The following is a 22,195-nucleotide window of genomic DNA, read 5'->3' as shown; positions in this document are numbered from 1 at the left end:
ACAGTAGCAAAGCCCCCCTTGCCAAGGCCAGAGACCTCGGCAAAAACCCATAGCCATGAAAACACTGATCCAATCCCCGACCGAGCCGGCGTTTGTCCAGGACCCCTACCCGTTTTACGACGCCGCGCGCGCGGCCGGGAAACTCGGGTACTGGCAGGACTACAAGATGGTGGCGGCCTTTGGCCATGACACGGTGCATATGCTGCTGCGCGACCGCCGCTTTGGCCGCGAAATCCCCGCCGAGATGGCCACCGAGGGCCCGGCCCATCTGGCGCCCTTTTTGCAGGTCGAAGCACATTCCCTGCTGGATGCAGAACCGCCCCGGCACACACGCCTGCGCAAACTGGTGCTGCGCGCCTTTACCAGCCGCGAGATCAAGGCGCTGGCACCGGGGCTGGAGACGCTGTGCCATGATCTGATCGACGCCTTTCCCGAGGATGCGCCCTTTGATCTGCTGACCGCCTATTGCACGCAGGTGCCGGTGATCGCGATCTGCCGCCTGCTCGGCGTGCCGGAAGACATGGCCCCAAAGCTCCTGGACTGGTCGCACAAGATGGTGGCGATGTATCAGGCCTCCAAAACCATCGAGACCGAACATGCCGCCGCCAAAGCGAGCGAAGAGTTCATCGCCTTTCTCACCGACTATGTGGACGAGCGCCGCAAGACACCGGGCGATGATCTGATCACCCGCCTCATTCAGGCCGAAGAGGATGGCGAGAGCCTCTCCACCGATGAACTGATCGGCACCTGCATCCTGCTGCTCAATGCCGGGCACGAGGCGACGGTGCATTCGCTGGGCAACGGGGTAAAGACGATGCTGGAACAGGGCTGGTCGCCCGAGTGGCTGGCCCCCGAGGGCATCACGGGACTGGTGGAGGAGATCCTGCGCTATGATCCGCCGCTGCATATGTTTACCCGCTACGCCTATGAGGAGGTCGAGGTGCTCGGTCATACCTTCCAGCGCGGTGATCAGGTGGCGCTGATGCTGGCGGCGGCCAACCGCGACCCGGAGGCGCTGGCGCGCGCAGATCAGTTTGACCCGACCCGCCCCCCGAAGGTGAACAAGAGCTTTGGCGGCGGGCTGCATTTCTGTGTCGGCGCGCCGCTGGCGCGGTTGGAGATGGAGATTGCCCTGCCGATCCTGTTTGCGCGCTGCCCGGAGCTGTCGCTGGCGGAACAGCCTGTCTATTCCAACACCTATCACTTCCACGGGCTGACCCGCCTGTGGGTGACGCGCAGCTGAGGACAAACCCGGCCGGGGGCGCTCCCGCCCGCGCGGCGGGGATCACAGATCCCCTTGCGCCGTTGGGCCCGGCGCCGCTGACGCGGCGCGGCGCGCCTCTTTCACCTTTTGCCAAATACCTCGGGGGGAGGCGCGAACGCGCCGAGGGGGCAGCGCCCCCCCTTTCGCAGCCTGCGTCCCGTCACTGCGGCAGCGCCGAAAGCGCCGCTGCGCAGGGCCCCGCCATCAGCCAGTCGCGAAAGGCCACCACCTTGGGATCGTGCCATTTTTCCGCCTCGCCAACCAGCGCATAGGCGCCATCCGGGGTGCCGCAGGTCATCTCCGGGAAGGGCAGCACCAGGTCGCCGCGCGCCAGCTCCTCGGCACAGAGGACCAGATCCGCCATCACCACACCGGCCCCGATCACCGCCGCGCGCGTGGCCATGTCGAGGTTGGGAAACACCTCGCCGGCGGTGGCGTCGACCTGCGCGACGCCGAAGTGCTGCACCCAGGTGGGCCAGTCGCTGCGCCGCGGGCTCTCGTGCAGCAGCCGCTGCTGCGCCAGCGCCGGGGGTCCCTTCGCCGCCAGGTCCGGTAGCAGCGCCGGCGCGCAGGCCGGTGACAGCACCATTTCAAACAGCGGCAGCACCTGGAGCGATGCCGACCGGCCGGGGCGGTTCTGCAAGGAGATGCCAAGGTCGTACTCGGCGGCCTCGAACCCCTTGGTGCTGTAGAAATCGGTGGTCAGCCGCAGCTTGATCTCCGGATGGGCCGCCCGGAACGTCTCCAGCTGCGGCAGCAGCCAGCGGATCGACAGGGTTGGCGGGCAGATCACCCGCAGCTCGGAGGCATCGGAGGCGATCTGCTCGACCTGCCGCTGCATCATCTGGAACGCCTCGGTCAGCACCGGATGGAGCCGCCGCCCGGCCGTGGTCAGCTCCACCCCGCGGGCATGGCGGTGAAACAGCCCCACCCCGAGGTGATCCTCCAGGATCTTGACCTGACGGCTGATGGCACCGCGGGTCACGAACAGCTCTTCGGCCGCCTGAATGAACCCCTGATGGCGGGCGGCGGCCTCGAAGGCGCGCAGGGCATTCAACGGCGGCAGGCGCATGACGCTCCCTCATGGATCAGTTTTCCTGATCCAATCATGGAATTTAACTGATTTGCGCGCAAGCCCCCTGACCCCGTATTCCCAAAGCACGGACGCCGATATTAGGGAGATGAGGCCATGACCACAGTATTGAACACCCAGGCAGCACTGGGCAGGCGCTCCGGGGTCCGCACTCTTCTTCGCCGGATTCGCGAGAGATTTGGCGTGAGAAAACCTGCGCCGGCTGTCAGGATTCCGGAACAGGATCTGCGCCGATTGGCAGAGACCTCGCCGCATCTGCTGGCCGACATTGGCGTACAGCCTGCCACCAGCGGCAAGGATCAGTTGCCGTGGCGGCTGGAGGACGGGCGGCAACTGGTGCTGCGCTCGCCCCTCTAGGGGAGCGTCCCCGTCATGCGGCGGTCAACGTTTGCGCCTCGACACAGGTTGGCGCTGCGGATCGCCGCCGGGTCACTCCACCCGGATCTGCTCCAGCGGCAAATGGGTGGTGGATTTGATCTCCTCCATCGACAGGAGCGCGGTGACATTGTGCACCCGCACCTCGGAGATCAGCGCCTGATAGAACTTGTCGTAGGCGCGCGCGTTGCGGACCCGAACCTTGAGAATATAGTCGATGTCACCGGCGAGCCGATGCGCCTCCTGCACCTCGGGGCGTTCGCGCAGCGCCTTGAGGAACGCGGCCTGCCAGTCGGCCTCATGCTCCGAGGTGCGGATCAGCACGAAGAAACAGGCCTCGAACCCCAGCGCCTCGGCATCGAGGATCATGGTCTGATTGCCCACGACCCCGGCCTCGCGCAGCTTGCGGATACGATTCCACACCGGCGTCTTGGAACTGCCCACCTGCTTGGCGATTTCGTCCAGGGATTGCCCCGCATCGCGTTGCAGTTCCGCCAGAATTTTCCGATCCGTGGCGTCGATCCGCACTGTCATTCCAAAATTCTCCAAACCTGAGGACATCCGGACTTCCTGCCCGGAGGGCTGCGGACGCATGTCCTTATTTCCCGGCGCATATAGCGTCCAGACGGGAATATTTCCTATATCTAATCCCAAGTCAAACACCACGGACGGACCCGCCAATGCCACGCGACACCAGCCATATCCCCGCCGACCTGCCCGCCCTTCCGGGACCGCAGGGCGTGATGTGCCCGGGCGTGGTGGCCTTTGCCGGCTCCGGCCCCGGAGACCCGGACCTGCTGACGCTCAAGGTGCTGAAGGCGCTGCGCACGGCGGATGTGATCCTCTACGACCGTCTGGTCAGCGCCGAGATCATGGCGCTGGCCCATGACGGGGCCCTTCTCGAAGACGTCGGCAAGGAGGGCTTCGGCCCCTCGATGGCGCAGGAAGATATCTGCGCGCGGCTGGTGCATCATGCCAAGCGCGGGCGCAGCGTGCTGCGGCTGAAATCGGGCGATCCGACGATCTTTGGCCGCCTCGACGAGGAGCTTTCCGCCTGCGAGGCCGCTGATGTGGACACGCAGATCCTGCCCGGCATCACCGCCGCCTCTGCCGCCGTGGCCGCGATCGGTCAGAGCCTGACCCAGCGCGGGCGCAATTCCTCGGTGCGGTTCCTCACCGGTCACGACATGAAGGGCTTTGCCGATCACGACTGGGCGCAGCTTGCCCGTCCGGGCGAAGTGGCTGCCGTCTATATGGGCAAGAAATCCGCCCGGTTCGTGCAGGGGCGCATGCTGATGCATGGCGCCGACCCGGCGACGCCGGTGACCGTGGTGGAGAACGCCTCTCGTGACAGCCAGCGCGTGCTGGCCACCACCCTTGACCGGCTGCCCGCCGATCTGGCCGCCGCCGCCTTTGACGGCCCGGCCCTCACCTTCCTCGGGCTGGCGCCGCGCGCAGCTGCCGCCACCGCCGCCCGCACCGATATTCAGATGGAGCTTGCCTGATGGCCCGTGCATTTACCCCCAAAGTCGTCACCGCCAACGACCTGCTCGAAGGCGATGTGATCTATCTCACCGCCGCGGGCGGCTGGACCCGCGTCCTGGAAGAGGCCGAGCTGATCGTCGACGAGGCGGAGGCACAGTTGCGCCTGCTGGAGGCGCAGAGCCAGCCGCAGGTCGCGGTCGGCGCCTATCTCGCCGATGCTCAGGCCGGGGAGACCGGTCCTGAACCCACCCACTTCCGCGAGGCGTTCCGCCGCACCGGGCCCTCGAACTACCGCCACGGCAAACAGGAGGCCGCAGCCAATGTATAAGTACAACGACTTCGACCACGCCTTTCTCGCCGAGCGCAACCGTCAGTTCCGCGCCCAGGTCGAGCGTCGCATCGACGGCGCGCTGACCGAAGACGAGTTCAAGCCGCTGCGCCTGATGAACGGGCTCTACCTGCAACTGCATGCCTATATGCTGCGGGTGGCGATCCCCTATGGCACGCTCAATCCCGATCAGATGCGCGCGCTGGCGCTGCTGGCCGAGAAATGGGACAAGGGCTATGGCCATTTCACCACCCGGCAGAACATCCAGTACAACTGGCCGAAGCTGAAGGACGTGCCGGACATGCTGGACGCGCTGGCGGAGGTGAACCTGCACGCCATCCAGACCTCGGGCAACACCATCCGCAACGTGACCGCGGACCATTTCGCCGGTGCAGCCGCCGACGAGATCGAAGATCCGCGCCCGATCGCCGAGCTGATCCGGCAGTGGTCCACCGACCATCCGGAATTCCAGTTCATGGGCCGCAAGTTCAAGATCGCCGTCTCTGGCGCCGCCAATGACCGTGCGGTGCTGAAGGCGCATGACCTGGCGGTGAAGATCGTGCGCAATGACGCGGGCGAGCTTGGCTATCAGGTGCTGGTGGGTGGTGGCCTTGGCCGCACCCCGATGATCGGCAAGGTGCTCAACGACTTTGTCGCTGCCGATGACCTGCTGCCCTATATCGAGAGCGTGATCTCGGTCTGGAACCAGTACGGGCGCCGCGACAACAAATACAAGGCCCGCATCAAGATCACCGTGCATGAAATGGGTCTGGAGAAGATCCGCGAGCTGACCGACGCGCGGTTCGAACAGGTGCGCCCGACTTTTGGCGGTGCCGATCAGGCGCTGTTCCAGGACATCAAGCGCCACTTTGCCGCGCCGGAGTTCCGCAGCGGCGGCACCGAGGCCTTTGACGCCGCCTACGACTCCGACCCGGTGTTCCGCGCCTGGGCCGATACCAACCTGGCCGCGCACAAGGCGCCCGGGCATGCGATCGTGACCATCTCGATCAAGAAACACGGGGCGACCCCGGGCGATGCGACCGCCGCGCAGATGCGCGAAATGGCCGATATCGCCGAGGAGTTCGCCTATGGCGAGCTGCGCATCAGCCACGAGCAGAACGTGATCCTGCCGCATGTGCACAAGAACGACCTGCCGGCGATCCACGCGCGTCTGAAGGCCGCCGATCTGGCCACCGCCAACATCGGGCTGATCTCGGACATCATCGCCTGCCCCGGCATGGATTACTGCGCCCTGGCCACCGCGCGGTCGATCCCGGTCGCGCAGGAGATCGCCACCCGGTTCGAGGATCTGAAGATGGAGCACGACGTGGGCCATCTGCAGATCAAGATCTCCGGCTGCATCAACGCCTGTGGCCACCACCACGTTGGCCATATCGGCATCCTTGGTCTGGATCGCGCAGGGGTCGAAAACTACCAGATCACCCTCGGCGGTGACGCGACCGAAACGGCAGCGATCGGCACCCGCACCGGGCCCGGCTTTGCCTATGACGAGATCGTCCCCGCGGTGGAGCGCATCGTGGAGACCTATCTGGAGCAGCGCGAGAGTGCGGAGGAGGAATTCCTCCAGACCTATCGCCGCGTTGGCATGGAGCCCTTCAAGGCGGCGCTCTACCCGGCGGCAGACAAAAAGGTGGCCTGAGCCATGACCCGCATAGACCAGGAAATACAGGGACAGCCCGCTGCCTCGCGCAGCGCGGTGGCCCTGGCCGAACAGGTGGCGGCGCTCAATGCGCGGTTCAAGCACCATTCGGCGACCTCCGTGATGGAGGGGGCGCTTCGCGATGCCGGCAATATCGCGCTGGTCTCGTCTTTCGGCGCGGAGTCGGTGGTGCTGCTGCACATGGCCGCCATCATCGACCCGATGGTGCCGGTGCTGTTTGTCGATACCGAACTGCTGTTCACCGAAACGCTGGTCTACCAGCAGGAGGTGAGCGAGCGTCTGGGGCTGCGGAACGTGCATGTCATCAAGGCCGATGACATCGCCGACAAGGACCCCTATGGCGCGCTGCGGTTTTCCGACACCGATGCCTGCTGCGCCCTGCGCAAGACCATCCCGCTGCAAAAGGCGCTGGCGGGCTATGACGGCTGGATCACCGGCCGCAAGCGGTTCCAGTCCGGCACCCGCGCCGCGCTCGACTTCTTTGAGGTCGAGGACGGAACGGGGCGGATGAAGATCAATCCGCTGGCCCATTGGGCGCCAGAGGATGTGCGCGCCTATATGGATGAAAACCGCCTGCCCCGGCACCCGCTGGTGGCCAAGGGCTATCCGTCGATCGGCTGTGCCCCCTGCACCAGCCCGGTGGCCGAAGGCGAAGACCCCCGCGCCGGCCGCTGGCGCAACCAGAACAAGGAAGAATGCGGCATCCACGTGGTGGATGGCAAATTCGTCCGTACAGGAGCTTGAGTGACATGAGCGTTATCGTGACCGATACGGGCTTTGCCCATGATGACTGGACCGGCGGCTTTGAGGGCGAGCATGTGCTCGACCTGGCCTCCGACACCGATGCGGCCGCGCTGGCCGGGCAGCTGGACGGCGTGGAGATGATCCGCGTTGATTTCCCCTCTTTTGCCGACGGGCGCGGTTTCACCATTGCGCGCATGCTGCGCCTGATGGGATACGAGGGGCGCCTGCGGGCCAAGGGGCATGTGATCTCGGATCAATATGCCATGGCGCGCCGGGTGGGGTTCGACGAGGTGGAAATCTCCGACGACCTGGCCACCCGCCAGCCCGAGGACCAGTGGCAATTCCGTGCCAATTGGCAAAGCCACAACTATCAGGCCCGCCTGCGCGCGCATTCGAACGCCGCGCGCTAAGCCAGCCCCAAGACCCCGCCGTCAGGCCACCCCTGCCCGGCCCCGCATCTGCGATGCCGGGCCGGATCTGCGCAAGATTGCCGCAGGAGGGGTTCCCCTGACCTGGATCAATGCTTAATCAGAGGTGCCGGCCTATCCCCGCTGGCAGAGACATGATGAACGAGATTGCCGCCGTGACCGAGACTGTGAGTGAGCCTGTGACCGAAGCCGCCGCGCCTGCAAAGGCCAAACCGACCCTGCCCGACGCCCAGACCGTGACAGAGGTCAAGCACTGGACCGACCGGCTGTTTTCCTTCCGCTGCACGCGGCCTGCGTCCCTGCGGTTCCGCTCGGGCGAGTTCGTGATGATCGGCCTGATGGGCGATCCGGACCCAAAGACCGGCAAGCAGAAACCGCTGTTGCGCGCCTATTCCATCGCGTCCCCAAGCTGGGACGAGGAAATGGAGTTCTACTCCATCAAGGTGCAGGACGGCCCGCTGACCTCCAAGCTGCAACACATCAAGGTCGGCGACGAGATCATCTTGCGCCCGAAACCCGTCGGCACCCTGGTGCATGACGCGCTGGTCCCCGGGAAGCGGATCTGGTTCTTTGCCACCGGCACCGGCTTTGCGCCTTTTGCCTCGCTGCTGCGCGAGCCGGAAACCTACGAGAAATTCGACGAGGTCATCATCACCCACACCTGCCGCGAGGCCGGAGAGCTGACCTATGGCCGCGAGTTGATCGAGAGCCTCAAGGACGACGAGCTTCTGAACGAGGTGATCGGCGAGGGCTTCTGGAAGAAGATCAAATACTACCCCACCACCACCCGCGAAGAGAGCGCCAAGATGGGCCGGATCACCGACCTGATGCGCTCGGGCGAGGCGTTTGAGGATCTGGGCGTGCCGCCGCTGAACCCGGAAAGCGACCGCGCGATGATCTGCGGCAACCTGGCGTTCAACCTGGAACTGAAGGACCTGTTTGAAAACACCTATGGTCTGGAAGAAGGCGCCAATTCCAAGCCCGCACATTTTGTGGTGGAAAAGGCCTTCCTCGACTGAGCCCTCGGGCACATCGCATCAAACAGAAACACTGCGGATCTCGTCAGCGAGGTCCGCATTTTTCGTCTCAGCAGCGCGGCCCTGAGACCGCGATAGAAGGCCTCCCGCGCGTGAACCTTCTGCCCGGGCTTGTGACCGCAGCGCTCCAGCAGAATTATTTGCGCATCGGGAGGCGCAACAAAAAGGGCGACGCTGATGCGCCGCCCCTGTCTGATGTCTGGCGTTTGCCGAGGGGGCGTTAGAGCCCGAGCGCAGTGCGGGCCTGCTCCAGCGCCGCTTTCAGCAAATCGGGGTTGTCGCGCGCCTGGGTGATCGCGGATTTCACCGCGGTCTTTTTCAGCGGGTCCAGTTGCGAGCCGTCGATCAGCTCGATCACCCGGTCATAGTCAAAACCTTCGGGCGTGAGCAGCGTGGCCGGGGTGTCCGCCGCCACATCGGCGTCAGTGCCGGCGTCGGCTTCGGTTGTGGTCTCCGTCGCGGTCTCAGTCGAAGACTCAGTCGAGGTCTCTGTGGTGACATCGGTGTCTGCGGCGTCTGCCTCAGCCTCTGCCGCTGCCTCGGTATCGACCTCCGCGCCGGTCTCGGCCTGCTCTGCCACGGTGTTCTCATCCGGCAGCGCGTCGCCCACATCCTGCGTCAGGCTGTCCTGGACCTCCTGCGCTGCGGTCTCGGCAGCCTCCTGAGCGCCCTCGGCCAGATCAGCCGCGCCTTCGGTCACGCTGTCGACCGCCTCGCTTGCGGTCTCTGCCACGGCGGCGGCGGTGTCCTCGGCGGCGTCCACGGCCTCGGCGGCCTGCTCCTGCGCGGCATCGGCTGCGGCGCTGGCGCCTTCACCGAGGTCGGCGGCCGCCTCGGAGGCGGCGTCGGCGGCATCCGAGACCGCGTCAGCGGCCTGATCGGCCAATTCTTCGGCGGCGTCCTCCGCCGCGGCAACGCCATCCTCGACCTGCTGTTGCAGATCCTCGGCGGTGGCTTCGGCCTCGGCTGCGGCCTCTGCGGCCGCCTCGGCGGCGGTGTCGGTCTCGGCTTCGGTCTCAGCCGCGGTTTCGGTGTCCGCCGGGGCGACTTCGTTTGCCACCTCTGCCGGGGCCTCCGTGGCAAGCGGTTCCTCGGATTGGTTCAGATACCAGAACGCCCCTGCGACGACCACGACGCCGACAGCGGCGCCCACTCCTGCGATTTTCATGGCATAGTCCTTCCATGCTGACGTCCCGACGCGGGACGGATTGCGCATGTTCATGTGCGTCTTAGGCGTCGACAACAAGGGGGAAGTGGTAAATACTGCTCCCCTCGGCCATGCTCCGCCGCCGGGGGGCGCTCTATCGTGAAAACTCCCCTCAATGATGAAAAGCACCGTGTTTCCGGCTTGCAAGACCGCCGGACACCGATTAAATTCCCGGCTCAAATTTCTGCAATTATCAAAGGATAGAACCCATAGCTCGCAGACCTCATAACGCGCCGCCGACCCGTGATACCGGCCCGCGCGTCAACGACAAAATCCGCGCTCCCGAAATCCGCCTGATCGGTGCAGATGGCGATAACGTCGGTGTTGTGCATCCCGCCAAGGCCATGCAGATGGCCGAAGAGGCCGGTCTGGACCTGGTGGAGATCTCGCCCAACGCCAATCCGCCGGTCTGCAAGATCATGGACTACGGCAAGTTCAAGTATGAACAGCAGAAACGCGAAAGCGAAGCGCGCAAGAAGCAGAAGATCATCGAGGTCAAAGAGGTCAAGTTCCGTCCCAACACGGACACCCACGACTATGACGTGAAGATGCGCAACGTGGTCAAGTTTCTGGAAAACGGCGACAAGGTGAAGGTCACCCTGCGTTTCCGTGGCCGCGAGATGGCGCACCAGAACCTGGGCCGCGAGCTGCTGCAACGGGTGGCCGAGGACATCAAGGAACTCGGCAAGGTCGAAAACATGCCGAAGATGGAAGGCCGTCAGATGATCATGATGATCGGCCCGCTTCCGAGCAAGTAACGCCCTTATGGCGATCCGGCGCGGGGTCTCCCTGCGCCCGCGACCTCCCCGCACCTGGTGCCGGGAGGTTTTTTCATGCCGCGCCGCCGCCCGTCCAGCGCCACGGGCCGCGTTGCCGGGGCTGTGTTGGCGGGACTGTTGTGGCGGGGCCGTGGTCACGCGCGGAGCGGCTGTCCTGCGGGCCGCTCGCCCCGGCGCAACGTCAGAACCTCGACCCCGGCATCGGTCACCGCCACCGTATGTTCGAACTGCGCCGACAACCGGCGGTCCCGTGTAACGATGGTCCAGCCGTCCGGCTCCGTTTCCACCCGGCGACTGCCGAGGTTCACCATCGGCTCCACGGTAAAGACCATGCCTGCGCGCAGCCGTTCGCCGGTGCCGGGGCGGCCGAAGTTCAGCACCTGTGGCGCCTCGTGCATCTGCCGTCCGATCCCGTGACCGCAATACTCCCGCACCACCGAGCAGGCATGTCTGCGTGCGTACCGCTCGATCGCATGGCCGACGTCCCCCATCCGCCCCCCGGGGCGCACCTGGGCAATGCCCTGCCACATCGCACCATAGGCGATGCGGACCAGCCGCCGGGCGGCGCCGGACACATTGCCCACCAGGTAGGTCTTGCTGGAATCGGCGATATAGCCGTTCTTTTCCAGGGTGATATCCAGATTGATGATGTCGCCGTCGGCGATCACCTCCGACGCGCTCGGCACCCCGTGACAGACCACATGGTTGCGAGAACAGTTCAGCACATAGTCAAACCCGTATTGGCCCTTGCTCGCCGGGCGGGCCTGAAGCTCCTGCTCGATAAAGCGTTCGACGCAATCGTTGATCTCCAGCGTGCTGCGCCCCAGCAAGGGCAACTGGTCCAGCATGTCAAACACCGAGGCAAGCAGACGCCCGGACTGCCGCATCAAGGTCAGCTCCTGAGGCGACTTGACCATGTCAGGCGGCCGTCTCGTCCGACAGCGCCACCGCGGCGGCCTGCAATTGCTGGTGCAGGATCTCGCTGAAGGTCAGGGTCGGGTTGGCCTCCGCCAGCATGCCGATCTTCATCCAGAACTCCGCCTGGGCATTGATGGAGCGGCACATGACACCGCTGGCACGCCGGATATCCTCGTGCAGATCGTCCCCGATTTTGACAAGCCCCATTTTACGCTCCATTTCTGATTCGAATATGAAATATATACACTTCATATATCACCGCAATCCCCCGCCCGCGTCCGGCGGCACGCGCAAATCTGTCGTGAAATTCTTGCATTTATTAGCGGAGCCTTAATCTAACCCGGCGTAGCATTGCCGCAGTTTAACCAGGGACGGGCCATATGACTCTCACCGATATTCAAAGCGACGCCGTGATGGCGATCGGCCCGTGTCGCATCGCAGCGCTGTCGCTCGTCGCCCTGTTGCATCAGGACACAAAGGTCAGCGGCGACCCGGAGAGCGAGCGCGCGCTGACCCTCTCGGCAAAGCGGATCGCGACCGCCCATCAGATGCTGTCGGAGGATCTGGTCGCCCGTTTGCAGGACAGCAGCTATGAGCTGCCCGAACATCTGGAGGAGCGCCGCGTCGCCTGCCTCGATGTGCTGGAACCGCTCCATGCGGTGACCACCGGTGGCGGCGCCTCGATGATGGAGCGGATCCGTGCCCTCCCCCAGGTGGAGGAACTCTGCCTGCACCGGCTGGAGCCCGCTATTTCCGGTTTCCTCGATGCGCTGGTGGAGCAGCTGAGCGCGGCACAACGCAGCCGGGACGCGCAGCGCTCCGGCGACATGCTTGACGCGATCAAGAATGCCGAGGCCGTGGGCCGCAACATTCGCCTGATCGCCTTCAACGCCTCGATCGAGGCGGCGCGGATCGGTGATCAGGGCAAGGGGTTTGCCGTGATCGCAACCGAGATCCGCGGTCTGGCGGATCACACCCAGACGCTGCTGACCGACATCGCCGGCTTCCTGCGCACCTGATCGACACGTGGCGCTACGCTGTAAAAAAGCGCCCTGTCATCGACAGAGCGCTTTTCCTGCGTTCGACCCGTGTCCCATACCGGGCTGTCAGCCTGCGGCGGTGACCGCCCGTTTGGTCATCACACCGACCAGATGCGCGCGATAGGCCTTGGTGCCGTGGATATCGCCGATCATACCGTCCTCCGCGACGCTGAGGCCGGTGATCGCATCCGCGCTGAAATTGGCCGACAGCGCCGCTTCGGCCTCGGTCCAGCGGAACACGCCCTCCTCTGACGCGCCGGTGACCGCCACCCGCACGCCATCCGCAAATTTGGCGACAAAGACGCCAACCATGGCAAAGCGCGACGCCGGTTGCAGGAACTTCTGATAGTTCGCCGCCTCGGGCACCGGAAAGCGCACCTCGGTGATGATCTCGCCCTCCTCCAGCGCGGTGGTGAACATGCCCTGGAAATAGTCATCCGCCGCGATCTCGCGGGCATTGGTCACGATGGTTGCGCCCGACGCCAGCGCCGCCGCCGGATAGCAGGCAGCCGGGTCGTTGTTGGCCAAAGATCCACCGATGGTGCCCCGGTTGCGCACCGCCGGATCACCGATCTGCCCCGCAAGCGCGGCCAGCGCCGGATAGGCGCTCGCGCCCGCTGCTACGTCGGCATGGGTTGTACCGCCACCGATCGCCAGCTTGCCATCGTCGGTCTGGCAAACCCCCTTGATCTCGGCAATGCCGCCCAGGCTCACCAGGGTCGTGGGCATCGCCAGACGTTGCTTCAGCGTCGGGATCAGGGTCTGCCCGCCGCCCAGCGCCTGCGCATCCTCTTCGCCCAGCGCCTGTAACGCATCGGCCACCGTTTCGGGACGTGCGAATTCAAACTCATACATGGCTCTTCCTTTCCGAAGGATCGCCCTTGGGCTCCTTCATCTTCTCATAAATATCCCGGGGGTGCGGGGGCTGGCCCCCGCTCCGCCGTCTCAACCTTGCATCGCCGCCCAGACTCGCGCTGGCGTCAGCGGCATGTCGATATGGGTCACATTCTTGCCGGCAGAGCGCAGCGCATCCACCACCGCATTGACCACTGCCGGTGGCGAACCGATCGCCCCGGCCTCGCCACAGCCCTTCACCCCCAGCGGATTGTGGGTGCAGGGCGTCTGACAGGAATGATCGACCTGATAGAACGGCACATCGTCAGCCCGCGGCATGGCGTAGTCCATGAACGACGCCGACAAGAGCTGCCCGTCCTCGTCATAGACACAGCCCTCCAAGAGCGCCTGACCGATGCCTTGCCCCAGACCGCCATGCACCTGACCGTCGACGATCATCGGGTTGACCACATTGCCAAAATCATCGGCGGCGGCAAAGCGTTCGATGGTGACCTTGCCGGTATCGGGATCGACCTCCACCTCGCAGGCATAGGCCCCCGCCGGATAGGTGAAATTGGCCGGGTCGTAGAACGCTGTCTCCTCCAGCCCCGGCTCGATCTCCTCCAGCGGGTAGTTATGCGGCACATAGGCGGCGAGGGTCACATCGCCCCAGGCCACGGATTTATCCGTGCCCGCAACCGAGAACTTGCCGTCCTTCAGCTCGATATCGGCATCTGCGGCCTCCATCAGATGGGCGGCGATCTTCTTGGCCTTGTTGATGATCTTCTCGGTTGCCCGCACCATGGCAGAGCCGCCCACCGCCAGCGAGCGCGAGCCATAGGTGCCCATGCCCATCGGCGCGTTGTTGGTGTCGCCATGTTCGATCTCCACCATATCTTCGGGGATGCCGATCATCTCGGAAATCACCTGCGGAAAGGACGTCTCATGCCCCTGCCCGTGGCTGTGGCTGCCGGTCATCACCACGATGCCGCCGGTGGCGTTGACCCGCACCGTGGCGCTCTCATAAAGCCCCGCGCGGGCGCCGAGTTGCCCCACAAGGTTCGAGGGCGCGATGCCGCAGGCCTCGATATAGCAGTTCACACCCAGACCGCGCAGCTTGCCGGATTTCTCGCTCTCGGCGCGGCGCGCGGCAAAGCCTGCGACATCCGCGATCTCTTCGAGCTTATCCATCGTCGCCACATAGTCGCCGGTGTCATATTCCACGGCGACAGGCGTGGCATAGGGGAACTCGGTGACAAAGTTCTGTCGCCGGAGCGCGATCGGGTCGACATCCAACTCGCGCGCCGCCTTGTCGATGACGCGCTCCAACTGGAACGTCGCTTCGGGACGCCCCGCGCCGCGATAGGCATCGACCGGCACCGTATTGGTGAACACCGCCTTGACGTTCACATAGATCAGCGGCGTCTTGTAATTGCCCGCCATCAGCGTGCCATGCAGCCAGGTGGGCACCGAGGGCGCAAAGGTCGACAGATACGCGCCCATATTGGCGTATGTTTCCGTGCGCAGCGCGGTAAAGTTATTGTCTGCGTCCAGCGCCAGTTCGATCTTGGTCACATGATCGCGGCCATGGGCGTCGGACATAAAGGCCTCGGAGCGCGAGGAGGTCCATTTCACTGCACGATTGAGCGCCTTGGCGGCAAAGGTGCAGAATGCCTCTTCCGCGTAGTGGAAAATCTTGGAGCCAAAGCCGCCGCCCACATCCGGGGCCACCACGCGCAATTTATGCTCCGGGATGCCAAGCACAAAGGCCCCCATCAAAAGCCGGATCACATGCGGGTTCTGGCTGGTGGTATAAAGCGTGCTTTCACCGGTGGCGCGGTTGAAATCGCCCACCGCCACGCGCGGCTCCATCGGGTTGGCGACCAGACGGTTGTTGACCAGCTCCAGCGTGGTGACATGGGCGGCGGCGTCAAAGGCCTTGGCGACCGCCTCCTTGTTTTCCTCCACAAAGCCCCAGTCATAGCAGAGGTTGGAGGTCAGATCGTCGTGGACCTTAGGCGCGCCGTCCTGCAGCGCCGCCTTCATGTCGATCACGGCAGGCAGCTCGTCGATCTCCAGTTCAATCGCCTCGGCGGCATCGCGGGCCAATTCGGCGCTCTCGGCCACCACGGCGGCGATGGGATCGCCCACATGGCGCACCTTACCCTGCGCCAGAACGGGATGCGCCGGTTCCTGCATCACCTCGCCAAAGCGGTCGGTCACCTGCCAGCCGCAGGGCAGACCGCCGATCCCTTCGAAATCCGCGCCGGTGAACACCCGCAGCACGCCGGGCATCGCCGCCGCCGCGGATGTATCAAGCGATGTGATCCGCCCATGCGCCACATCCGAGCGCAGGAAATGCACATAGGCCTGACCGTTTACATTGATGTCGTCGGTGTAATTGCCGGTTCCCGTCAGGAACCTGATGTCTTCGCGCCGTTTGGTGGCGGCGCCGATGCCGCTCTCCTTGGCGTCAATATCCTTGGGCATAATCCAAACTCCTCCCAGAATGCGGGCCGGGTCCTTCTGGGCTGTTGCGCTTTGGGCTCCTCTTCCCGCCGCGCCGCCTGACCGAGCGGTCCGCTGGATTGATACGGGCTACGTTCCTCAGCCCGTCTGCAAACGGGCTGGCACAGGTCACTTGGGGCGGGCGTTATTCCGCCGCGATCGAGGTCACGTCCTGACCCGAGGCTGCCATGATCGCCTTGACGATATTGTGGTAGCCGGTGCAGCGACAGAGGTTGCCCTCCAGATAATGGCGGATCTCTCCCTCGGAGGGTTTTGGGTTCTCCTTCAGCAGCGCCGCTGCCGACATCACCATGCCGGGCGTGCAAAAGCCGCATTGCAGCCCGTGGTGTTCCTGAAACGCCGCCTGAATCGCGTTGAGTGTGCCGTCAGGAGCCGCCTGCCCTTCGATGGTGGCAACCTCCGCCCCTTCGGCCTCAAGCGCCAGCATGGTGCAGGATTTCACCGCCTTGCCATCGACATGGACAACGCAGGCACCGCATTGGCTGGTGTCGCAACCCACATGGGTGCCGGTGAGCCCCTGCTGGTCGCGCAGGAACGACACCAAGAGTGTACGACCTTCGACCTCCCCGGACATGGGGCGACCGTTCACGGTCATGGAGACCTTCGTCATAAATTCCTCCCTAGCTTGAAATTCTTTGTCTGGCTGAGATCAGTTAATCACGCGTCTTGAGATGGCGCGAGGAATTTTTGCGGCAAGGGGCGCGGCGTGAGGTTTTCCCCTCTGACCGACAGGAACGGGCTTCGGTGTTTACTCCCCATCCCGCCGCGGCCGCGGCCGGGTCGGGATTTCCTTCAACAGACCGCCCACGCCCATCGCGGCAATATCCGCCGACGTCACCTCAATGCCGCAGACCACCCGCTCCAACACCCAGTCGGCACCATTGAGCGCCGGCGAGCGGGCGCAGCCCGGCAGGCCAATCACCGGCTTTTGCCCCAGCTGGCCGAGGAACAGCAGGTTGCCCGGATCCACCGGCATGCCAAAGCGCGTGACCGTGCCCCCCGCCAGCCGCACCGCCTCGGGGGCGACATCGGCGGGGTCGGAGGTGGCAGAGCCGGTGAGGACGAACACCACCTCGCCCGGGGCGTCGCCCAGCGCCTGCGCAATATCCGCGGCGCGGTGCGGCACCACCACGCGGGGGCTGAGGGTCATTGCCATCCGGTCCAGCCGCCCCGCCATCGCGGCGCGGCCCTTGTCGGCGGGCGTGTCCTCGGTCACCCGGGTTTCGATCAGGCTGGCGGTGCCATAGACCGGTGGCAGCACCTGAAGCGCCGCCCAGGCCGCCGCCACGGCGCGCGCCAGATCCGCATCGGGCACCGCGTAGGCAATGATCTTGATCGTCGCGACCATGCTGTTTGCATCCACCCGGTGAAAATCCGGCACCGTCGCCACCGAGATCATCGGGTCAACGCTGTTCATCGCCAGGATCTGATCCGCGCGCACCCGTACCACCCCCGACGTGGTGGCATAGAGGTTCACCCGCCCGGCCCCCGCGCCCGAAATCCGGAGCCCCAGTGCCGCCGCATCCGGCGCCATCGCCTGCGCCAGCCGCAACGCCGCATCGTCCTCATGCAGATCGCCGGGGTCGAGCCGCGCGGCGATCACCTCGGTATGGCCAGCAGCCCGGAGATCGTCGAGGTCCTGCGCCGTCAGCCGCGTGCCCTTGGCGATCCGACCGCCGGCGCCTTGCAACGAGTGCGCCAGCAGCGCCCCCTCGGCGGCGGTCAGCGCGAGTGGGCCGAATTTCATGCCACCTTGCCCCGCAGCACGCCGGTCATCTCAGCGAGGATCGACACCGCGATTTCCGCCGGGCTGGCGGCGCCGATGTCAAGCCCGACAGGCCCGTGGACGCGGGCCAGATCATCCTGGGAAAAACCCGCCGCGATCATCCGCTGCTGGCGCTGGCCGTGGGTGCGTTTGGAGCCCAGCGCGCCGATATAGAAACACTCCGCCCGCAGTGCCGCCATCAGCGCCGGGTCATCCAGTTTCGGGTCATGGGTCAAGAGCACCAGCGCGGTGCGCGCATCCAGTCCCAGTTTTTCTACCGCCTCATCCGGCCAGTCGTCGAGTATACGCTCGCCCGGGAACCGCTCGGCAGAGCCAAAGGCGGCGCGCGGTTCGATCAGGATCGGATCATAGCCGGCGATCCGGGCCATCGGCACCAGCGCCTTGGCGATATGCACCGCGCCGACCAGGATCAGCCGCAGCGGCGGGTTGTGCACCGCCACGAAGGTCTCGCCATCCTCCTCGACACCGGAGCGATCCATCCGCATGCGGTCGGGGTAGGAGGCGGTATTGACCAGATGCCCCTGACCGCTGGTCAGGTTGACCTCATAGGCCAGCGGGCGGCGTTCGGCACGGGCCAGCACCAGCGCCTCCAATGTCTCTTCGTCGAGCGTCTTGCCGACCGGCTCCAGCAGCACCTTGATGGTGCCGCCGCAGGCCAGCCCGACGGCAAAGGCATCATCATCGCTGACGCCGAATTCCAGCAGCTTGTGGGCGCCCTGCGCCAGCACCTCCTGCGCCTCCAGGATCACCGCCCCCTCGACGCAGCCGCCGGAGACCGAGCCCTCGATGCGGCCGTCACCGCCCACCACCAGTTGCGAGCCGGTGCGGCGCGGCGCCGATCCCCAGGTCTGCACCACCGTGCACAGCACCGCGCCGATCCCCTCGCGGTGCCAGTGCAGCGCCAGTTCGGGGGCGTTTTCAAAGCGGGCGGCGTCAGCCTGTTCGGTGCCAGATGTCATGGTGTGGATCCCGGTGCCTGTTGCCCCTCAAAGCTTGGCCCTAACGCCGCGAAGATCAAGGACAAATCGTGCCAAATTGCGCCTGCCGGTGGCGTGCGGCGGCGGGGGCCTGCGTGCTCACTCCGCCAGCATCGCCAGCAGCCGCGCCTTTTCGCCGGCATCCTCGGGGCGCGAGATCACGGCGGCCAGATCTTCGAGCGCGGCAATACTGTGACCGGCGCGCAGGCTGTCCACATGGGGCAGCATGGCGCGGATGCCCTGGGCGCGCGGGGCAAACCCGTCCCACCGCAACAGCGGGTTGAGCCAGATCAGGCGCCGGGAAGACAACCGCAGGCGCTGCATCTCGCGGGCCAGGTCCTCCGGTGCTTCGCGATCCAGCCCGTCGGTCACCAGGAGCACCACCGCCCCCTGCCCCATCACCCGGCGCGACCAGTCGCGGTTGAAGGCATGCAGACAGGCGCCGATCCGGGTGCCGCCCTGCCAGTCCTGCGCCTCGGCCCCGGCGGCGGCCAGCGCTGCGTCCACGTCACGCTGGCGCAGATGCCGGGTGATATTGGTCAGGCGGGTGCCGAAGGTGAACCCATGCACATTGGCCCAGCCCTGTGACTTGCGGCCGCCACGCGCATTGGCGAGAGAGTGCAGGAACTGCAGCACCATGCGGCTGTACTGGCTCATCGAGCCGGAAATGTCGCAGAGCACCACCAGGGTCGGATCGCGCTCTGCCCGGGCGGTCCGGGCCATCCGGTGGATGTCGCCCCCGGTGCGGCAGGCGTCCCGTATCGTGCGCCGCCAATCCGCCCGCGCGCCATGCGCATCCGGTCGATGGCGGCGCGTTTTCAACGGTTTCACCGGCAGGGTCAGACCTGCAAGCATGCGTTTGGCCGCGGCGATCTCCGCCGCGCTCATCTGTTCGAAATCCAGCGTCTTCAGCCGCTCCTCGGCCGAGAGCGTCATGGCTGCGTCCAGCTCGATCTCGGTGCCGTCGGGTGCGTCTTCGGCGGGCGCATCGGGCAGCTGCCCGTCGAGTAGCGCCTCGGCGGCGCGTTTCTCGGCGGGTTTGGCGCCGCGCTCCTCCTGCACGCCGCGGATCGCGGGCAGCATCGCCGCCATCATGTGTTCCAGATAGCGCGGATCGCGCCAGTAGAGCCGGAACACCTGCGCAAACACCGCCCGGTCCTCGGGGCGCGACACAAAACAGGCGTGCAGCGTCCAGTAGAAATCGCGCCGCGAGGTGAACCCCGCGGCGGCCACCGCCTCCACCGCGTCAATGACGCGCCCGGTGCCGACCTTCAGCCCGGCCTTGCGCAGCGCCCGGGCGAAATGGGTGAGATTGGCCACCAGTTTCGGGCGATCCGGCAGGGCAAGTTGAGCATAGTCCGCCATCAGCCGTCGCGGGGGCCTTGCCCCCGCACCCCCAAGGTATTTTCAAAAAGATGAAGGCGCATGTCAGCCCTCCGGCAGCGCGGCACGGGCCTGATCCAGCAGGCGCTTGGCCTCGGACCCCTGGAGTTTTGCAATGTCGTCCTGATATTTCAGGATCGCGCCCAGCGTGTCGGCGATGACCTCGGGGCTGAGCGCCACCACGTCAAGCGCCAGCAGGCAGTTGGCCCAATCGATGGTTTCGGCCACGCCGGGTTTCTTGAACAGATCCTCGGTACGCAGCGCCTGCACAAAGGCGACCACCTCGCGACTGAGGGTCTCGGCGGCCTCGGGGACGCGGGCGCGCAGGATCTCCATCTCGCGGTCGAAATCGGGATAATCGACCCAGTGATAGAGGCAACGCCGCTTCAGCGCGTCATGCACCTCGCGGGTGCGGTTGGAGGTGAGGATTACCGTCGGCGGCTCTGGCGCCTTGATGGTGCCCAGCTCCGGAATGGTGACCTGGAAGTCCGAGAGCGCCTCCAGCAGGAAGGCCTCGAACGGCTCGTCGGTGCGGTCCAGCTCGTCGATGAGCAGGATCGGCGCGCCGCGCGGGTCAGGTTGCATCGCCCGCAGCAAGGGCCGCGCGATCAGGAAGTCCTCGGAGAACATCTCGGTTTGCAGGGTCTTGCGGTCGGCGGTGCCGGAGGCCTCGGCGGCGCGGATCGCCACCATCTGAGCGGCAAAGTTCCACTCATAGACCGCACTGGCCGCATCCAGCCCCTCGTAGCATTGCAGCCGGATCAGGGGGCGGCCGGTGACGGAGGCCAGCGCCCTCGCGATCTCGGTCTTGCCGACGCCGGCCTCGCCCTCCAGGAACAGGGGCCGACCGAGGCGCGCGGAGAGGAAGACCACGGTGGCCAGCGCCCGGCCACAGACATAGCCGGCCGCGGCCAGCCGGGCCTGCACCGCGTCGATCGATGCAAATCCCTGCGTCCCTGCCGCCTGCTGCGGCATCGCTTCTGTCGCCTCTGTGGTCATCCGCCCGCGTGCCCCTGCTTTGCATATTCCGACGCCCAGAGGACACGCTCTGCGCCCAGGCGTCAACCGTCGTCAACATGCGTCACGCGGAGGCGATGCAACAGGTGCGGCGTTCTCCTGTCAGGGCAATTGACGGCGCGCGCGCGGGGATGCAACAAGTCATACGCGCGCACAGCCCCGGACACAGGGGGCAGACGCACAGGGGCAGACGCGCAGAGGGCAGACCGGACCGCGCCGCGGCCTGGGTCGACGAGGGGAAGGAACAGCGACATGCGCATCACCGCGGTGACCTGCGTCAAGAACGAGGGTCCGTTCCTGCTGGAGTGGATTGCCTATAACCGCCTGATCGGGGTGACCGATTTCCTGTTCTACTCCAACGATTGCAGCGATGGCACCGATGCGTTGCTGGATGCGCTGGCGGCGCGGGGCAGTGTCACGCATCTGCCCAACCCGGCGAAGGGGCGCGCCTATCAGATGGAGGCGCTGAAGGATTGCGCCCACCAGCCGGTGGTGCAGCAGGCCGACTGGCTGTGGATCGCGGATGTGGACGAGTTCCTCAACATTCATGTGGGCGATCACAGCATCCCGGCGCTGATTGCCGCCTGTGCCGAGCCGCAGGCGATTTCGCTCAATTTCCAGTTCTTCGCCAATGGCGGGGTCGAGGCATTTGAGGACCGTCCGGTGATCGAGCAATTCACCCACAGCCACAACCCGGATGTCTGGTGCGGCGAGACGGCGATCGAGGTCAAGACGCTGACCCGGCGGGACTTTCCGCTGGGCTATTACGGCGCGCATCGCCCGTTCCTGCGCAAGAACACCCCGGCCGAGGCCCGCCCGCGCTGGTGCGACGGCAGCGGACGGGCGGTGCCGCACCGGTTCCTGGTGGCGGCGAACCCCCGCCGCATCCGCAAGTTTCCCGCCCGCGGCGCGCGCGCGCTGGCGACGCTCAACCACTATGCGCTGCGGGCGCTGGACAGCTATCTGGTCAAGACCGACCGGGGCGATGTGAACCGCGAGAACCGGGCCTTTGACGACACTTACTGGCGCGAGCGCAATGACCCGGCCTGGGAGGATCGCTCGATCCAGCGGATGCTGCCGGCCCTGCACGACGCGCTGGCGCAGCTGAAGGCCGATCCGGAAATCGCCCGCCTGCACGCGGACTGCGTGGCCCGCCATCTGGCGCGGCGCGATGCGCTGCTGGCGGACCCCGCCTATCAGCAGATGCGGGCGCAGTTGCAGGCCGCCGCGCCGCTGCCACCGCAGGAAGACGCCATGTTGCAGCGGCTGGGACTGGCGTGAGGCCGCGCT

General features: G+C 65.6%; 23 protein-coding genes. 11 read left to right on the top strand and 12 right to left on the bottom strand.

The window, feature by feature from the left end; genetic code table 11:
- Positions 1–55 precede the first annotated feature (55 nt).
- Entirely contained in the window at positions 56–1,243 is a 1,188-nt protein-coding gene (locus MHM97_RS16340; RefSeq protein WP_239323420.1) for a cytochrome P450, read from the top strand.
- A gap of 181 nt (positions 1,244–1,424) precedes the next feature.
- Here the strand turns inward: MHM97_RS16340 and MHM97_RS16335 are convergent, their stop codons facing one another.
- Positions 1,425–2,336: a LysR substrate-binding domain-containing protein gene (locus MHM97_RS16335; RefSeq protein ID WP_239323419.1), complete on the bottom strand. Its 912-nt coding sequence runs from the start codon at positions 2,334–2,336 to the stop codon at positions 1,425–1,427.
- 117 nt (positions 2,337–2,453) lie between these two features.
- Here MHM97_RS16335 and MHM97_RS16330 point away from each other — a divergent pair, with 117 nt between their 5' ends.
- Positions 2,454–2,714, top strand: coding sequence for a hypothetical protein (locus MHM97_RS16330; protein ID WP_239323418.1), 261 nt, complete (start codon positions 2,454–2,456; stop codon positions 2,712–2,714).
- A gap of 72 nt (positions 2,715–2,786) precedes the next feature.
- Here MHM97_RS16330 and MHM97_RS16325 read toward each other — a convergent pair whose 3' ends face one another.
- Positions 2,787–3,266 carry an Lrp/AsnC family transcriptional regulator gene (locus tag MHM97_RS16325; protein ID WP_239323417.1) on the bottom strand — a complete coding sequence of 160 codons (480 nt, stop codon included), beginning with the start codon at positions 3,264–3,266 and terminating at the stop codon, positions 2,787–2,789.
- 209 nt (positions 3,267–3,475) lie between these two features.
- On the opposite strand from MHM97_RS16325, the gene cobA reads away from it, so the two are divergent.
- The 6 genes from cobA (at position 3,476) to MHM97_RS16295 (ending at position 8,417) form a co-directional block, all read left to right on the top strand.
- Positions 3,476–4,237 carry a uroporphyrinogen-III C-methyltransferase gene (gene cobA, locus MHM97_RS16320; protein WP_239323521.1) on the top strand — a complete coding sequence of 254 codons (762 nt, stop codon included), beginning with the start codon at positions 3,476–3,478 and terminating at the stop codon, positions 4,235–4,237.
- Positions 4,237–4,545: a DUF2849 domain-containing protein gene (locus MHM97_RS16315; protein WP_239323416.1), complete on the top strand. Its 309-nt coding sequence runs from the start codon at positions 4,237–4,239 to the stop codon at positions 4,543–4,545. Before cobA ends, MHM97_RS16315 begins: the two co-directional genes overlap by 1 nt.
- Positions 4,538–6,205: a nitrite/sulfite reductase gene (locus MHM97_RS16310; protein WP_239323415.1), complete on the top strand. Its 1,668-nt coding sequence runs from the start codon at positions 4,538–4,540 to the stop codon at positions 6,203–6,205. The genes MHM97_RS16315 and MHM97_RS16310 overlap by 8 nt, the downstream gene beginning before the upstream one ends.
- 3 nt (positions 6,206–6,208) lie before the next feature.
- Positions 6,209–6,970: a phosphoadenylyl-sulfate reductase gene (locus tag MHM97_RS16305; protein ID WP_239323414.1), complete on the top strand. Its 762-nt coding sequence runs from the start codon at positions 6,209–6,211 to the stop codon at positions 6,968–6,970.
- A gap of 5 nt (positions 6,971–6,975) precedes the next feature.
- Positions 6,976–7,380: a DUF934 domain-containing protein gene (locus MHM97_RS16300; protein ID WP_239323413.1), complete on the top strand. Its 405-nt coding sequence runs from the start codon at positions 6,976–6,978 to the stop codon at positions 7,378–7,380.
- A 155-nt stretch (positions 7,381–7,535) separates the two neighbouring features.
- Positions 7,536–8,417, top strand: coding sequence for a ferredoxin--NADP reductase (locus tag MHM97_RS16295; RefSeq protein WP_239323519.1), 882 nt, complete (start codon positions 7,536–7,538; stop codon positions 8,415–8,417).
- Between the two features lie 238 nt (positions 8,418–8,655).
- On the opposite strand, the gene MHM97_RS16290 is transcribed toward MHM97_RS16295, so the two are convergent.
- Positions 8,656–9,603, bottom strand: coding sequence for a hypothetical protein (locus MHM97_RS16290; protein WP_239323412.1), 948 nt, complete (start codon positions 9,601–9,603; stop codon positions 8,656–8,658).
- A 206-nt stretch (positions 9,604–9,809) separates the two neighbouring features.
- Between MHM97_RS16290 and infC the strand changes: the two genes are divergently transcribed.
- Positions 9,810–10,400: a translation initiation factor IF-3 gene (infC, locus tag MHM97_RS16285; protein ID WP_441316274.1), complete on the top strand. Its 591-nt coding sequence runs from the start codon at positions 9,810–9,812 to the stop codon at positions 10,398–10,400.
- 155 nt (positions 10,401–10,555) lie between these two features.
- Here infC and map read toward each other — a convergent pair whose 3' ends face one another.
- Both map and MHM97_RS16275 read right to left on the bottom strand, forming a co-directional pair.
- Positions 10,556–11,338 (bottom strand): type I methionyl aminopeptidase, encoded by a 783-nt coding sequence (gene map / locus MHM97_RS16280; RefSeq protein WP_239323411.1) that lies wholly within the window; start codon positions 11,336–11,338, stop codon positions 10,556–10,558.
- Position 11,339: 1 nt separating this feature from the next.
- The gene (locus MHM97_RS16275) at positions 11,340–11,546 is read right to left on the bottom strand and encodes a ParD-like family protein (RefSeq protein ID WP_239323410.1); all 207 of its coding nucleotides are present in this window, start codon (positions 11,544–11,546) and stop codon (positions 11,340–11,342) included.
- A 173-nt stretch (positions 11,547–11,719) separates the two neighbouring features.
- Here MHM97_RS16275 and MHM97_RS22830 point away from each other — a divergent pair, with 173 nt between their 5' ends.
- Positions 11,720–12,358 carry a methyl-accepting chemotaxis protein gene (locus MHM97_RS22830; protein ID WP_305037473.1) on the top strand — a complete coding sequence of 213 codons (639 nt, stop codon included), beginning with the start codon at positions 11,720–11,722 and terminating at the stop codon, positions 12,356–12,358.
- An 87-nt stretch (positions 12,359–12,445) separates the two neighbouring features.
- Here MHM97_RS22830 and MHM97_RS16265 read toward each other — a convergent pair whose 3' ends face one another.
- From MHM97_RS16265 to MHM97_RS16235, 7 genes are all read right to left on the bottom strand, one after another.
- Positions 12,446–13,234: an FAD binding domain-containing protein gene (locus tag MHM97_RS16265; protein WP_239323409.1), complete on the bottom strand. Its 789-nt coding sequence runs from the start codon at positions 13,232–13,234 to the stop codon at positions 12,446–12,448.
- Between the two features lie 90 nt (positions 13,235–13,324).
- Positions 13,325–15,703: a xanthine dehydrogenase family protein molybdopterin-binding subunit gene (locus MHM97_RS16260; RefSeq protein ID WP_239323408.1), complete on the bottom strand. Its 2,379-nt coding sequence runs from the start codon at positions 15,701–15,703 to the stop codon at positions 13,325–13,327.
- Positions 15,704–15,866: 163 nt separating this feature from the next.
- Positions 15,867–16,352, bottom strand: a complete 486-nt coding sequence (locus MHM97_RS16255; RefSeq protein WP_239323407.1) for a (2Fe-2S)-binding protein — start codon at positions 16,350–16,352, stop codon at positions 15,867–15,869.
- 138 nt (positions 16,353–16,490) lie between these two features.
- Positions 16,491–17,489, bottom strand: coding sequence for a molybdopterin-binding protein (locus tag MHM97_RS16250; protein ID WP_239323406.1), 999 nt, complete (start codon positions 17,487–17,489; stop codon positions 16,491–16,493).
- Positions 17,486–18,487: an XdhC family protein gene (locus MHM97_RS16245; protein ID WP_239323405.1), complete on the bottom strand. Its 1,002-nt coding sequence runs from the start codon at positions 18,485–18,487 to the stop codon at positions 17,486–17,488. Before MHM97_RS16245 ends, MHM97_RS16250 begins: the two co-directional genes overlap by 4 nt.
- A gap of 117 nt (positions 18,488–18,604) precedes the next feature.
- Positions 18,605–19,870, bottom strand: coding sequence for a vWA domain-containing protein (locus MHM97_RS16240; RefSeq protein WP_239323404.1), 1,266 nt, complete (start codon positions 19,868–19,870; stop codon positions 18,605–18,607).
- Between the two features lie 63 nt (positions 19,871–19,933).
- Positions 19,934–20,887, bottom strand: coding sequence for an AAA family ATPase (locus MHM97_RS16235; protein ID WP_239323403.1), 954 nt, complete (start codon positions 20,885–20,887; stop codon positions 19,934–19,936).
- 270 nt (positions 20,888–21,157) lie between these two features.
- On the opposite strand from MHM97_RS16235, the gene MHM97_RS16230 reads away from it, so the two are divergent.
- Positions 21,158–22,186, top strand: coding sequence for a glycosyltransferase family 2 protein (locus MHM97_RS16230; RefSeq protein WP_239323402.1), 1,029 nt, complete (start codon positions 21,158–21,160; stop codon positions 22,184–22,186).
- Positions 22,187–22,195: the final 9 nt, after the last annotated feature.

This window comes from Epibacterium sp. Ofav1-8 (assembly GCF_022348185.1).
GTDB lineage: Bacteria > Pseudomonadota > Alphaproteobacteria > Rhodobacterales > Rhodobacteraceae > Epibacterium.
Note: the sequence above shows the minus strand (reverse complement) of the source record. Positions and strands in the feature narration are given on the sequence as shown.

Bases quoted from the DNA above. Each gene is read 5' to 3' on its own strand.
- MHM97_RS16245 (WP_239323405.1), bottom strand. From the start codon at position 18,487: ATGACATCTGGCACCGAACAGGCTGACGCCGCCCGCTTTGAAAACGCC.
- MHM97_RS16235 (WP_239323403.1), bottom strand. From the start codon at position 20,887: ATGACCACAGAGGCGACAGAAGCGATGCCGCAGCAGGCGGCAGGGACG.
- MHM97_RS16260 (WP_239323408.1), bottom strand. From the start codon at position 15,703: ATGCCCAAGGATATTGACGCCAAGGAGAGCGGCATCGGCGCCGCCACC.
- MHM97_RS16275 (WP_239323410.1), bottom strand. From the start codon at position 11,546: ATGGGGCTTGTCAAAATCGGGGACGATCTGCACGAGGATATCCGGCGT.
- MHM97_RS16300 (WP_239323413.1), top strand. From the start codon at position 6,976: ATGAGCGTTATCGTGACCGATACGGGCTTTGCCCATGATGACTGGACC.
- MHM97_RS22830 (WP_305037473.1), top strand. From the start codon at position 11,720: ATGACTCTCACCGATATTCAAAGCGACGCCGTGATGGCGATCGGCCCG.
- MHM97_RS16325 (WP_239323417.1), bottom strand. From the start codon at position 3,266: ATGACAGTGCGGATCGACGCCACGGATCGGAAAATTCTGGCGGAACTG.
- MHM97_RS16250 (WP_239323406.1), bottom strand. From the start codon at position 17,489: ATGAAATTCGGCCCACTCGCGCTGACCGCCGCCGAGGGGGCGCTGCTG.
- MHM97_RS16265 (WP_239323409.1), bottom strand. From the start codon at position 13,234: ATGTATGAGTTTGAATTCGCACGTCCCGAAACGGTGGCCGATGCGTTA.
- MHM97_RS16330 (WP_239323418.1), top strand. From the start codon at position 2,454: ATGACCACAGTATTGAACACCCAGGCAGCACTGGGCAGGCGCTCCGGG.
- map (WP_239323411.1), bottom strand. From the start codon at position 11,338: ATGGTCAAGTCGCCTCAGGAGCTGACCTTGATGCGGCAGTCCGGGCGT.
- cobA (WP_239323521.1), top strand. From the start codon at position 3,476: ATGTGCCCGGGCGTGGTGGCCTTTGCCGGCTCCGGCCCCGGAGACCCG.
- MHM97_RS16340 (WP_239323420.1), top strand. From the start codon at position 56: ATGAAAACACTGATCCAATCCCCGACCGAGCCGGCGTTTGTCCAGGAC.
- MHM97_RS16310 (WP_239323415.1), top strand. From the start codon at position 4,538: ATGTATAAGTACAACGACTTCGACCACGCCTTTCTCGCCGAGCGCAAC.
- MHM97_RS16305 (WP_239323414.1), top strand. From the start codon at position 6,209: ATGACCCGCATAGACCAGGAAATACAGGGACAGCCCGCTGCCTCGCGC.
- MHM97_RS16295 (WP_239323519.1), top strand. From the start codon at position 7,536: ATGAACGAGATTGCCGCCGTGACCGAGACTGTGAGTGAGCCTGTGACC.
- MHM97_RS16290 (WP_239323412.1), bottom strand. From the start codon at position 9,603: ATGAAAATCGCAGGAGTGGGCGCCGCTGTCGGCGTCGTGGTCGTCGCA.
- MHM97_RS16315 (WP_239323416.1), top strand. From the start codon at position 4,237: ATGGCCCGTGCATTTACCCCCAAAGTCGTCACCGCCAACGACCTGCTC.
- MHM97_RS16255 (WP_239323407.1), bottom strand. From the start codon at position 16,352: ATGACGAAGGTCTCCATGACCGTGAACGGTCGCCCCATGTCCGGGGAG.
- MHM97_RS16335 (WP_239323419.1), bottom strand. From the start codon at position 2,336: ATGCGCCTGCCGCCGTTGAATGCCCTGCGCGCCTTCGAGGCCGCCGCC.
- MHM97_RS16240 (WP_239323404.1), bottom strand. From the start codon at position 19,870: ATGGCGGACTATGCTCAACTTGCCCTGCCGGATCGCCCGAAACTGGTG.
- MHM97_RS16230 (WP_239323402.1), top strand. From the start codon at position 21,158: ATGCGCATCACCGCGGTGACCTGCGTCAAGAACGAGGGTCCGTTCCTG.